The sequence below is a fragment of the Nocardia sp. NPDC057455 genome (genome assembly GCF_042802775.1).
In the GTDB taxonomy this organism is placed as follows: domain Bacteria; phylum Actinomycetota; class Actinomycetes; order Mycobacteriales; family Mycobacteriaceae; genus Nocardia.
Genome location: NZ_JBHVDM010000069.1, coordinates 25,605 through 37,473, shown reverse-complemented (window position 1 = coordinate 37,473; position 11,869 = coordinate 25,605). Strand labels below are relative to the sequence as shown.

Genomic DNA, 11,869 nt, shown 5'->3' with positions numbered 1-11,869 from the left:
GAGCGATCGTCGTCTCCGGCACGGCCGCCGTCGCGTCGTGCGTGAAGCCGCCGGCCTCCGCGCGCGTGAGCGAGGTCGAGAAGGGTCGCTGCCGCAGCTGTTGCATGCAGCGGCCCAGATCGGCGATCAGCAAGTCGGCCATGTCGACGGTGAAGCCGTGGCGCAGCACCGCGCGCATCACCGTCTCGTCGTTCCGGTCGGCGGGTAGCGGATAGGCCGGTATCAGCCAGCCTCGGGAGCGCAGCCGGTCGGACAGGTCGTAGAGGTTGAAGCCGGGATCGCCGGTCAGGCGCCAGCACACCGCCGTGATGCCGCGCTGCGGATCGCCGTCGTGGATCAGCTCGAAGATCTCGAGGCCACGCACTCCCGCGGCCAAGTGCTGCGCCACCCGGTAGATCGCGGACTGCACCCGGGCGTAGCCGGCCCGCCCCAAGCGAATGAACTGGTAGTACTGCGTGATCGCCTGTCCACCCGGCCGGGAGAAGTTCAGGTTGAAGGTGGCCATGCTGCCGCCGAGGTAGTCGACGTCGAAGATCAACTCCGCAGGCAGGTCATCGGCTTCGCGCCAGATCGCCCAGCCCGCGCCGAGCGGGGCCAGCCCGGTCTTGTGGCCGGAGGCGTTGATCGACTTCACCCTGGGCAGCCGGAAATCCCAGACCAGATCCGGTGCGGCGAAGGGAGCGAGGAAACCGCCACTGGCCGCGTCGACGTGAATGGGGATGTCCCAGCCCTTCTCTCGCTGTAACGCGTCGAGCGCCGCGCTCACCCCGGCGACGTCTTCGAAGAGACCGGTGTAGGTCTGCCCGAAGGTCGGGACGACCATGATGGTGTTCGCGTCGCAGTACTCGGCGAGGTCGCCGGGGTGCATGGTGAGCCGATCGCCGCGCAGCGGGATCTGCCGGATCTCGACGTCGAAATACCTCGCGAATTTCTCCCAGCACACCTGGACCGGGCCACAGACGAAGTTGGGTGTCCCGGTGCCGCCACGCTTGCGCCAGCGGAATTTCGCCGCGAGCCCGCCGAGCATGGCCGCCTCGCTGGAGCCGATGGTCGAGGTGCCGTGCGTGGCGGCCGGATCGGGCGCGTGCCACAGGTCGGCGACCATCCGCACGGCCCGGCGCTCCAGCTCGGCCGTCTGCGGGTACTCGTCCTTGTCGACGATGTTCTTGTCCAGGCATTCGGACATCAGCCTGCGTGCCTGGTCGTCCACCCAGGTGGTGCAGAACGTGGCCAGGTTCATCCTGGAGACGCCGTCGAGCATCAATTCGTCGTGCACGATCTCGTAAGCGACCTGCGGGAACATCTCATGCGGGGGAAATCCGGCCCGTGGCGCGGACCGGCTGAGCCCCGGCAGGGCGAACAGGTCATCGGCTGCTTCGGACATGAATAGGGCCTCCCGATCGACAGGGGTGCGGGTGTGCCTCATCTCGGAAGGATGCCCTGCGATTGCTGGCATCTTTCCCCGCCCACCTTGACACACTGCGGCGGTCCTCCGGACGTACTTCGCCTTCTCGCCGGATACGTTCCGTGCGCGGACACCCGCCCAGCTGTGCGAAGTGCACCCCGGAGGCCGGGGGATAGGGTTGTGGGATGACGGACGATGTGCGTGTCGCGGCGCTGCGGGAAGCGGTGGCCGAGTTGATGGGGCAGGCGAAAACTGATCTAGCTCAGCTTGTTTCGTTCAAGTCGGTGGCCGATCCCCGGCAGTTCCCCGCCGAGGAGTGCGACGCGGCGGCGCAGTGGGTGGCCGACGCGTTCGCCGCCGCGGGGCTCACTACGGTCGGCCTGCACGAAACGCCGGACGGTACCAAGGCGGTGGTCGCCTCGCGGCCCGCTCCCGACGGCGCGCCGACGGTGTTGCTCTACTGTCACTACGACGTCCAGCCGCCGATGGACGAGGCCGCGTGGCGCACCCCGCCGTGGGAGCTGACCGAGCGCGACGGGCGCTGGTACGGGCGCGGCAGCGCGGACTGCAAGGGCAACATCGTCATGCACCTGACGGCTCTGCGCGCGCTCGGGCCGGATCTGCCGCTGGGGGTCATCATGGTGGCGGAAGGCTCCGAGGAACAGAGCACCGGAGGGCTGGAGCGGTTCGTCGAGGCCGAGCCCGAACTGCTGCGCGCCGACGCGATCGTGGTCGGCGACTGCGGTAATTTCGCCGCCGGTGTGCCGACCCTGACGCAGACGCTGCGCGGCGGGGTGAACGTGGTGGTCACCGTCGAAACTCTCGCCAGCCCTTTGCATTCCGGTATGTTCGGCGGCCCGGCTCCCGACGCGCTGGCCGCGCTCATCCAGCTGCTGGCCTCGCTGCGCGACGAGCGGGGCAACACCACCGTCGACGGATTGCCGAACGATCAAGTCTGGCCGGGCGTCCAGTATCCGAGCGAGCAGTTCCACGCCGACGCGCGCGTCCTGCGCGACGTCGAACTCGTCGGCGACGGCACCGTCGCCGACCTGCTCTGGGCGCGCCCGGCGCTGACGGTGCTCGGCATCGACGCGCCTCCGGTGGTGGGATCCGCCGCCGCGATCCCGGCCATCGCGCGCGCCCGCCTCAACCTTCGCATTCCGCCGGGCACCGACCCGGAGGACGCGTACCAGGCGTTACTCGCGCACCTCGAGGCGCACACGCCGTGGCGCGCCAGGCTGACCGTCGAGCTGGAAGGCGCCGGAGCGCCGTTCCGGTCCCCGACCGGCGGGCCCGCGCGCGCCGCGATGGAAGCGGCGCTCGCCGCGTCCTACGGTCGTCCGGCGACCACCCAGGGGCAGGGCGGCTCGATCCCGCTGTGCAATGTCTTCGCCACCACCTACCCGGACGCGGAGATCATGCTGATGGGGGTCGAGGAACCGAAATCCTTGATCCACGCGCCCAACGAGAGCGTCGATCCGAAGGAGATCGAACACATGGCGCTGGCCGAGGCGATCTTCCTCGCGACCTACGCCGGGTAGCGCAGCGCTACAGGTCGGTGCCCAGCTCCGGCTCGAGCACCCGGAATTCGGTTCCGGCCGGGGCCATTTCGGACAGCCTGCCGAAGTAGATGCCCTGCGCCTCCTCGCGAATGATGCCGTAGTGGATGGGCAGCGCGACCCGCGGAGCCACCGCGCGCAGGTAGTCGACGGCCTCGCTCACCCGCATCCACGGCGCGGCGGCCGGAGCGGCCAGCACACCGACCGGGACCGGCGGCACCCACAGCGAGTCACCGGGGTGCACGAGCTGCGCCGGGTCGTCGGCGGTCCCGAGCTGGAAGACGGTGTTGTCGATCACGGGAATTTCCGGATGGATCACCGCGTGCCTGCCCCCACCGCCGGTGATCCGGAGGTCGCCGAGGGTGAGCACGTTGCCCGCGTGCACCGCCTCCCACCGCTCGCCACGCTGCTCGGCGGTCTGCGGATCCGACAGCAACCGTGCGCCGGGGTTCGCCTCGACCAGCGCCTCGATCCGGTTCGGGTCGATGTGGTCGGGATGCTGGTGGGTGACCGCGATCGCGTCCAGACCGGTGAGGCCCTCGAAGCCGTGCGAGAACGTGCCCGGGTCGAACAGGATCTTCTTGCCGTGCAACTCGACGAGGAGGCAGGAATGACCGAAGTGGGCTATGCGCATGCCGTCATGCTAGCCACGCCGGGTGTGTTCTCCACGACATCGCCGGTGTCTGCGCGTACCCCGCGGATGCCGCGCTCGACCAGCACAACTACGCTGCTGAGGTAACCCCCCAACCACATGAGGAGCAACGCGTGGCACGAGTCGTGGTCGAGGTGATGCCGAAGGCCGAGATCCTGGATCCGCAGGGGCAGGCCATCGTCGGCGCACTCCCCCGCCTGGGATTCGAGGGCGTCTCGGACGTGCGGCAGGGCAAGCGATTCGAGCTCGACGTCGATGACAGCATCGACGACGCGGCGCTCGAGCAGATCGCCGAATCGCTGTTGTGCAACACCGTGATCGAGGAGTGGAAGGTGGTTCGCCTCTCATGACCGCGCGTATCGGGGTCATCACGTTTCCCGGCACGCTCGACGACGTCGACGCCGCACGGGCGGTGCGTCTGGCCGGTGCCGAGGCGGTAGACCTGTGGCATGCCGACGCCGACCTCAAGCGCGTCGACGCGGTGATCGTGCCCGGCGGCTTCTCCTACGGTGACTACCTGCGCGCCGGCGCCATCGCCCGGTTCGCGCCCGTCATGGGCGAGGTCGTGCGTGCCGCGGGCGCCGGACTGCCGGTGCTCGGTATCTGCAACGGCTTCCAGGTGCTGTGCGAGGCCGGGTTGCTGCCCGGCGCGCTGACCCGCAACGAAGGGCTGCACTTCATCTGCCGCGACGAGTGGCTGACCGTGGAGTCGGTGTCGACGGCGTGGACCTCCCGCTTCGAGCCGGGCGCTCAGATCCTCGTCCCGCTCAAGTCCGGCGAGGGGCGCTACCAGGCCTCGGAAGCCGTGCTGGACCAGCTCGAGGGCGAGGGCCGGGTGGTCTTCCGCTACGCGAGCGGCAACCCGAACGGCTCGCAGCGCGGCATCGCGGGCATCTCCTCGGCGAACGGTCGCGTCGTCGGCTTGATGCCGCACCCCGAACACGCCACCGAGCCGCTGACCGGTCCCAGCGACGACGGGCTCGGCCTGTTCCTCTCGGTTATGGACACCCTGGTAGCTGTGTAGGTCGACCGGACTTCGTTTCGCGACCACTCGGGCGTCGGCCGGTCCGTGTGTGGCGCACGCTCGTCTCGCTACGCCAGGTGCGTTCGGTCGTCAGCTGATGCGATCGATGATCTCGAAGTCGACCCCTTCCGCGCGGGCGATATACCCGCGCTGGATTGCCTGATTGCCTCGGAAACCCCGGACGCCGCACGGGGTTTCGAGGACCAGTCCGTGGTCGAGGGCGTCGAGGATCTCGGGCACTTCCAGTGATCCGACCGTCCGCGCGAGTGCGCTCAGCGTGTGGATGGCCTCGTAGGTGGCGTTGCTGAAGCTGGTCAGCGCGGGGGCGAACGCGCCGTGGCGCGCGCGATAGCGGGTGATCCGGTCGCGCCCGTCGGCTGTGCGGTCGTCCAGGAAGTAGCTGGACGCCACGAAGAAGTCGTGGTTGGCTTCCGGTCCCGCCGCGAGCAGGACGTTTTCGTCGGCGGCCGGACTCACCCGTAACTGGCTCGCGGCGCGGCCGGTGGCCGCGTATTGCCGGTTGAAGCGGGCGACGTCGGCGCCGACCATCAGGATCACCACTCCGTCGGCCAGGTCGAGCGCCGGATGAGTGAGGAAGCCGGAGAAATCCGTGAACCCCAGCGGGACGAACTGTTCCAGCACGATCGCGGCCGGATCCGCCAGGCTCTCGCGAATCGCCCTCGCGGACCGGCGCGGCCAGATGTAGTCGTTGCCGATGACGGCCCAGCGCCGCACGCCGTATTCGCGTTCGAGCCAGTGCACCGCGGGCACGGTCTGCCCGGCCGGGTGCTCGCCGAGCATCAGCACGCCGGGTAGTTCGTCGGTGAGGCCCTCATGGCTGGTGGCGTACAGGTAGGGCACCCGGCCCGCGGCGGCGCGTGCCACGGCCCGCCGGACCGCCGAGGTGTGCCACCCCGTGACGGCGTGCACCATACCGGTGGACAGCAGCGCGGCGACCTCGGCGGCGACCTCGGCGGGCGGCCGCCCTCCGTCGATATTCGTAGTACGAATTTCTCGCCCCAGAATTCCCGCACCCCGGTTGATTTCATCGACCGCGAGAGATATCGACGCGTCGCAGGACGGCGCGACGATACCGCCCGGTCCCTGCCGCGGAACTATGTTGAGGACCTCGATCGTCCCGTCAGGGCTCTCGATCGGCGTCGACATTCGGTACTCTTCTTCTCGTTCGAGCGAAATTCACGGCAGGCAGGAAACAATGACGTCCATTGTAAGCGGAAATTCGACGCTGCATGGCGCGCTGCGTGCCGCGGAGCGCGGTTGGGTGCGGCACCTGGACACGGCGTTGTGCGCCAGGCAGCTCTCACCGGATCAGTGGTCGATGCTGTCCAACCTCTGCGGCGACGCGGGGATCACCATGACCGAGCTGGCGGCGAGATCGCAGCTGGCGCCGTCCTCCGCCACCAGGCACGCCGATTATCTGGCCGAGCGCGGCCTGATCTTCCGGCTCGCCGCCCAAGACGATCGCCGCCGTATCCTGATCGGCCTCAGCAGGCTCGGCGCCGACCTCGTCGCCGAGGTGCGCGCTGAGGAAGCCCGCGCCGAACAAGAGTTGCGCGGGCGCATCGGCGCGCGCCGATATACCGAACTCATGCGATTGCTCGATCTGGTTTCCATCGCCTCGGAGTAATACTGTGAAGTACCGGACATTCATCCGATGAATGCGGCGAACGTCCGATTCGTGATCGTTCGCCGGACCATTCTTGTCCTTATGTTCCGGGCGAATCGACACACGCCGGAGTGGTGATCTCAGTGGGCCGATTCCGCGCGATTCGGCATCGGCCACATCGTTGCGGCCGGGTATCCGCCACGCCTGCCGATCGACCGGGACACGCCGGTGGCGGCCCCGCTTGCCTAGGATCGCAGGCATGCCCGTCTCCACCACCGCAGCCACCGCCGCCGGGCTGTGCGCGTTCATCGATGCGTCTCCCTCGCCGTTCCACGTCTGCCGCACGGTCGCCGCGGAATTGGACGCACGGGGGTTCAGCCTGCTCGCCGAGTCGGAGAGCTGGCCTTCGGACGGCACGGGCAGGCACTACGTGGTGCGCGGTGGGTCGCTGGTCGCCTGGGCCGCCGGAGACACGGCGGGCGCGACCCCGTTCCGCGTGGTCGGTGCGCACACCGACAGCCCGAACCTGCGGGTCAAGCAGCATCCCGACCTGACCTCGGCGGGCTGGCAGCTCGTCGGGCTGGAACCGTACGGCGGCGCGTGGCTGAACTCGTGGCTGGACCGTGAGCTCGGCGTCTCGGGGCGGCTGAGCGTACGGGACGGAAACACGGTGCGCGAGCGCCTGGTTCGCATCGATGAGCCGATCCTGCGGGTGCCGCAACTGGCCATCCACCTGTCCGAGGACCGCAGGGGCGTCACGCTGGATCCGCAGCGGCATGTCAACGCGGTGTGGGGCGCGGGGTACGAGGCGGCGGCGTTCATCGACTTCGTGGCCGATCGGGTCGAGGTCGATCCCGAGGACGTGCTCGGCTGGGAGCTGATGACCCACGACCTGACACCGAGCAGGCTGATCGGGCGGGACCAGGACTTGGTCAGCGCGCCCCGTCTGGACAACCAGGGCACCTGCTTCGCGGGCCTGCGGGCGTTCCTCGCGGCGATCGATGAGCCGGGAGCGGCGATCCCGGTGCTGGCCATGTTCGACCACGAGGAGGTCGGCAGTCAGTCCGATCGTGGCGCGCAGTCGGATCTGTTGCCCACGGTGCTGGAACGCATCGTGCTCGCCCGCGGCGGCGGCCGCGCCGACTACCTTGCCGCGGTGGCCGGTTCGGTGTGCGCGTCGGGCGACATGGCGCACGCGACGCACCCGAACTATCCGGAGCGGCACGAGCCCGCGCACCGCATCGAGGTCAACGGCGGGCCGGTGCTGAAGGTCAACCAGAACCTGCGCTACGCCACCGACGCCACCGGCGCGGGCGCGTTCGCGCTGGCCTGCGCGCAAGCCGCGGTCCCGTTGCAGCGCTACGTGCATCGCGCCGACCTGCCCTGCGGCTCCACGATCGGACCGATGACCGCCGCGCGCACCGGCATGCCGACCGTCGACGTCGGCGCGCCGCAGCTGGCGATGCATTCGGCGCGCGAGCTGATGGGCGCGTTCGACGTCCCGGCCTACGCCGCGGCGCTGGCCGCCTTCCTCACACCGGAGACCACCGGGCGGTAGGTGAACACCGCGACGAGGAACACGGCGAATGTGGCCAGCACATAGCTGCTTCCGATGATCTGCTGCCACCAGGCCCAGTCCAGCTCGCGGTCGTGCGAGTGCGGCAGTAGCCAATGCGGGCCGATCAGGAACAGCACGGTGGCCGTCGCGACCACGCCGATCACTCGTGGGCTGCGTGTGCCGCGCACCATGAGGTCGGCGGTGAGCACCAGCGCGGGCGCGACCCACACCCAGTGATGCGACCAGGACACCGGCGAGACCAGCAGCACCGCCGCGGCGTTCACCAGCAGCGCCGCCACGGTCGCGCCCGCCTCGATCAGCCTGCGCATCCACACCGCGGCCAGCGCCACGGCCAGCGCCGACAGCGTGATCCACAGCAAAGTGGCCGCCGTGTCATCGATGCCCAACCGGAAGGCCATGCCCTTGATGGACTGATTGCCCGCGAAGTAGGGCGGTCCGATCCGGCCGGTATCGGCGAGGGTGTGGAACCAGTAGTCCACGGAATCATCAGGAAAGAGCAGGAATCCGAGACCGACCGCCGCGATCGCTGACACCACCAGCGTGCCCGCGGCCTTCCAGTCCTTGCGCAGCACGAAGTACAGCAGGTAACCGGCCGGGATCAGTTTCACCGAGACCGCGATGCCGATCAGCATGCCGCGCGGCCAGAACGGCTTGCGCGCCAGGCAGTCCAGCGTGATCGCGGCCATCAGCACCAGATTGATCTGGCCGAAGCCGAAGGTCTGACGGACCGGTTCGAAGAACTGCGCCACCGCGACCGCGCCGACGACCAGGGCGAGCATGGCGGGACGGGACAGTTCGGGACGCAGCCGAGCCAGCACCAGCCACAGCGAGATGCCCAGGGCGGCTACGGAGGTGACGACCACCACCACCTCGGCGACCACCAGCGGCAGCAGGGCCAGCGGCGCGAAGAACAACGCGGCCAGGGGCGGATAGGTGAACGGAAGCCCGATCCCCTCGACCGGCGGCATCGGGCCGTACAGTTCGCCACCGTCCAACCAGACCCGGGCGCCGTTGCGATAGACCTGGAGGTCGATGTAACCGTGCCACCAGTGCGCCAGCAACGAGACGAGCACCGACACCGCGAACAACGCAGCAGCAGCAATCAGCCAGCGCACTTGCGGTGTCCCCGAGTTCGGCGACGCTTCGCCGGGCGCGGCCTCCGATTCCCCGCTTCGGGTCGGCGCGGCGTCCGAGGCGATCGATCGCTCACCCGGATTCGCGACCCCCGATCCTTCGTTCACCGGCTCAGACTAGCCGGTGCGGATGGCCCCTACCCACTGCCTCTAGACTTACACCGAGGCATCTCGCCGCCCCCCAGTGACAATGCTCGTCGCTTCACAATGCCCGGCCGAAAGGACCCTGGTACTCCGTGACTCCGCAGGTCGACACCGTCAGCGCAGCCGCAGCAAACCCCGACGTGCCGCAACCCTACAAAGAACTCGGGCTCAAAGACGACGAGTACGCCCGGATCAAGGAGATCCTCGGCCGCAGGCCGACGGACGCCGAACTGGCGATGTACTCGGTGATGTGGAGCGAACACTGCTCCTACAAGTCCTCCAAGGTGCATCTGCGCTACTTCGGCCAGACCACCACCGACGAGATGCGCGAGTCCATGCTCGCGGGCATCGGTGAGAACGCGGGCGTCGTCGACGTCGGCGACGGCTGGGCGGTCACCTTCAAGGTGGAAAGTCACAACCACCCCTCCTACGTCGAGCCGTACCAGGGTGCGGCCACCGGGGTCGGCGGCATCGTGCGCGACATCATGGCGATGGGCGCGCGCCCGATCGCGGTGATGGACCAACTGCGCTTCGGCGCCGCGGACGCGGCCGACACCCGCCGGGTGGTGGACGGCGTGGTGCGTGGCGTCGGCGGGTACGGCAACTCGCTCGGCCTGCCGAACGTCGGCGGCGAGACCGTGTTCGACGCCTCCTACCAAGGCAACCCGCTGGTGAACGCGCTGTGCGCCGGGGTGATGCGGGTCGAGGACCTGCATCTGGCCTTCGCTTCCGGCGCAGGCAACAAGATCGTGCTGTTCGGCGCGCGCACCGGCCTGGACGGCATCGGCGGCGTCTCGGTGCTGGCCTCGGACACCTTCTCCGGTGACGAGTCCGGCTCCGGCCGCAAGAAGCTGCCGTCGGTGCAGGTCGGCGACCCGTTCACCGAGAAGGTGCTCATCGAGTGCTGTCTCGAGCTGTACGCGGCGAAGCTGGTGGTCGGCATCCAGGACCTCGGCGGCGCCGGGTTGTCCTGCGCCACTTCCGAGCTCGCGGCGGCCGGCGACGGCGGCATGCACATCGAGCTGGACAAGGTGCCGCTGCGCGCGGCGAACATGACGCCCGCCGAGGTGCTTTCCAGCGAGTCGCAGGAGCGCATGTGCGCGGTCGTCACTCCGGAGAACGTGGACGCGTTCATGGCCGTGTGCCGCAAGTGGGACGTGCTGGCCACGGTGATCGGCGAGGTCACCGACGGTGACCGGCTGGTGGTCACCTGGCACGGCGACACCGTGGTGGACGTGCCGCCGCGCACCGTCGCGCACGAGGGCCCGGTCTACGAGCGCCCGCTCGCGCGGCCCGACGACCAGGACGCGCTGACCGCCGACACCCCGGACCGGCTCGCCCGGCCGACGTCGGCCGACGAACTGCGCGCCACGCTGCTGCGGATGATCTCCAGCCCGCAGCTGTGCAGCCGCAAGTGGATCACCGAGCAATACGACCGCTACGTGCGCGGCAACACCGTGCTCGCCGACCAGGCCGACGCGGGCGTCATCCGGATCGACGAGCAGACCGGCCGCGGCATCGCGCTGGCCACCGACGCGTCCGGTCGCTACACCAAGCTGGACCCCTACGCCGGTGCGCAGCTGGCGCTGGCCGAGGCCTACCGCAACGTGGCCACCACCGGCGCGACGCCGAAGGCGGTCACCAACTGCCTGAACTTCGGTTCGCCGGAGGACCCGGGCGTGATGTGGCAGTTCCAGCAGGCGGTGCGCGGGCTCGCGGACGGCTGCGTGGCGCTCGGTATCCCGGTCACCGGCGGCAACGTCAGCTTCTACAACCAGACCGGTCAGACCGCGATCCTGCCGACCCCGGTGGTCGGCGTGCTCGGCGTGATCGACGACGTGCACCGTCGCATCCCGACCGGCCTCGGGCTGGAGCCGGGCGAGACGCTGATCCTGCTCGGCGAGACCCGCGACGAATTCGGCGGGTCGATCTGGTCCCAGGTGGAGCACGACCATCTGGGCGGCGTCCCGCCGAAGGTCGACTTCGCCCGTGAGCAGTTGCTCGCCGAGGTGCTGACCGCCGGTTCGCGCGACGGCATGATCAGCGCCGCGCACGACCTCTCCGAAGGAGGTCTCGCCCAGGCCGTCGTCGAAGCCGTGCTGGCCGGTGAAACCGGTTGCCGCATCCTGCTTCCGGAGGACGCGGACCCGTTCGTCACGCTGTTCTCCGAGTCGGCGGGGCGCGTGCTTGTCGCCGTTCCGCGCTCGGAGGAGACCAGGTTCACCCGGATGTGCACCGCGCGCGAACTGCCGTGGGTGCGCGTCGGCGTGGTCGACCAGGGCTCGGATTCGCTCGAGGTGCAGGGCCGGTTCTCGATCACCATGGACGAGTTGCGGACCGCGCACGAGGGCACGCTGCCGAAGCTGTTCGGGGCGGGCACCGTCTGACGAAACGCCCACCTGGGCGGGCCTGAACCCCTCGTTACCGGGCCCGCCCAGGTGCGCGTACTCAGGCGACGGAATTGAACGGATCGTGCTCGGAGAGCAGCTTCTCCATCCGCACCTGATCGATGCGACCGTTTATGGTCGCCGCCTCGTGCTGGTCGCGGACTACCTTCGCCAGCGTGAAGGTGCTCGTGACCAGGAAGAGCATCGACATCCCGAGGAATCCGCGCTGCCAGATATCCAGTGGCAGCGCGTAGATTCCGACACCGCTTCCGACGAAGCTGATGCCGAAGGCGATCGAGGCCTGCGCGACGTAAGCGGCGCTGGCTTTCGTCCGCGTGGTCGTTGTGCTCATGGATAAG

General features: G+C 69.1%; 11 protein-coding genes. 6 read left to right on the top strand and 5 right to left on the bottom strand.

The genetic code is table 11. The annotated features are described in order from the left end of the window. On the bottom strand, positions 1 to 1,384 hold a 1,384-nt coding region (locus tag ACFU5M_RS24465; protein WP_379052918.1), incomplete at its 3' end, for a glutamate decarboxylase. 206 nt (positions 1,385 to 1,590) lie between these two features. Here ACFU5M_RS24465 and ACFU5M_RS24460 point away from each other — a divergent pair. Next, positions 1,591 to 2,946 (top strand): dipeptidase, encoded by a 1,356-nt coding sequence (locus ACFU5M_RS24460; RefSeq protein WP_379052916.1) that lies wholly within the window; start codon positions 1,591 to 1,593, stop codon positions 2,944 to 2,946. A gap of 7 nt (positions 2,947 to 2,953) precedes the next feature. Here the strand turns inward: ACFU5M_RS24460 and ACFU5M_RS24455 are convergent, their stop codons facing one another. Beyond that, complete coding sequence (locus tag ACFU5M_RS24455) at positions 2,954 to 3,598, bottom strand: MBL fold metallo-hydrolase (RefSeq protein ID WP_379052915.1); 645 nt, start codon at positions 3,596 to 3,598, stop codon at positions 2,954 to 2,956. Positions 3,599 to 3,729: 131 nt separating this feature from the next. Between ACFU5M_RS24455 and purS the strand changes: the two genes are divergently transcribed. Together purS and purQ are read left to right on the top strand one after the other, a co-directional pair. Further along, positions 3,730 to 3,966, top strand: a complete 237-nt coding sequence (gene purS / locus ACFU5M_RS24450; protein WP_379052914.1) for a phosphoribosylformylglycinamidine synthase subunit PurS — start codon at positions 3,730 to 3,732, stop codon at positions 3,964 to 3,966. Beyond that, on the top strand, positions 3,963 to 4,640 hold the full coding sequence (purQ, locus tag ACFU5M_RS24445) for a phosphoribosylformylglycinamidine synthase subunit PurQ (RefSeq protein ID WP_379052912.1): 678 nt from the start codon (positions 3,963 to 3,965) through the stop codon (positions 4,638 to 4,640). Before purS ends, purQ begins: the two co-directional genes overlap by 4 nt. A gap of 90 nt (positions 4,641 to 4,730) precedes the next feature. On the opposite strand, the gene ACFU5M_RS24440 is transcribed toward purQ, so the two are convergent. Continuing rightward, positions 4,731 to 5,807 (bottom strand): substrate-binding domain-containing protein, encoded by a 1,077-nt coding sequence (locus tag ACFU5M_RS24440; protein ID WP_379052911.1) that lies wholly within the window; start codon positions 5,805 to 5,807, stop codon positions 4,731 to 4,733. A gap of 49 nt (positions 5,808 to 5,856) precedes the next feature. Between ACFU5M_RS24440 and ACFU5M_RS24435 the strand changes: the two genes are divergently transcribed. Together ACFU5M_RS24435 and ACFU5M_RS24430 are read left to right on the top strand one after the other, a co-directional pair. After that, positions 5,857 to 6,288, top strand: a complete 432-nt coding sequence (locus ACFU5M_RS24435; RefSeq protein WP_379052910.1) for a MarR family winged helix-turn-helix transcriptional regulator — start codon at positions 5,857 to 5,859, stop codon at positions 6,286 to 6,288. Between the two features lie 238 nt (positions 6,289 to 6,526). Further along, positions 6,527 to 7,825 carry a M18 family aminopeptidase gene (locus tag ACFU5M_RS24430; protein WP_379052908.1) on the top strand — a complete coding sequence of 433 codons (1,299 nt, stop codon included), beginning with the start codon at positions 6,527 to 6,529 and terminating at the stop codon, positions 7,823 to 7,825. On the opposite strand, the gene ACFU5M_RS24425 is transcribed toward ACFU5M_RS24430, so the two are convergent. Next, positions 7,774 to 9,087, bottom strand: a complete 1,314-nt coding sequence (locus ACFU5M_RS24425) for a glycosyltransferase 87 family protein (RefSeq protein WP_379052906.1) — start codon at positions 9,085 to 9,087, stop codon at positions 7,774 to 7,776. The two genes, ACFU5M_RS24430 and ACFU5M_RS24425, sit on opposite strands and share 52 nt — an antisense overlap. A gap of 128 nt (positions 9,088 to 9,215) precedes the next feature. Here ACFU5M_RS24425 and purL point away from each other — a divergent pair, with 128 nt between their 5' ends. After that, positions 9,216 to 11,510, top strand: coding sequence for a phosphoribosylformylglycinamidine synthase subunit PurL (gene purL, locus ACFU5M_RS24420; RefSeq protein WP_379052905.1), 2,295 nt, complete (start codon positions 9,216 to 9,218; stop codon positions 11,508 to 11,510). Between the two features lie 61 nt (positions 11,511 to 11,571). On the opposite strand, the gene ACFU5M_RS24415 is transcribed toward purL, so the two are convergent. Next, entirely contained in the window at positions 11,572 to 11,862 is a 291-nt protein-coding gene (locus ACFU5M_RS24415; protein WP_379052903.1) for a YiaA/YiaB family inner membrane protein, read from the bottom strand. Positions 11,863 to 11,869: the final 7 nt, after the last annotated feature.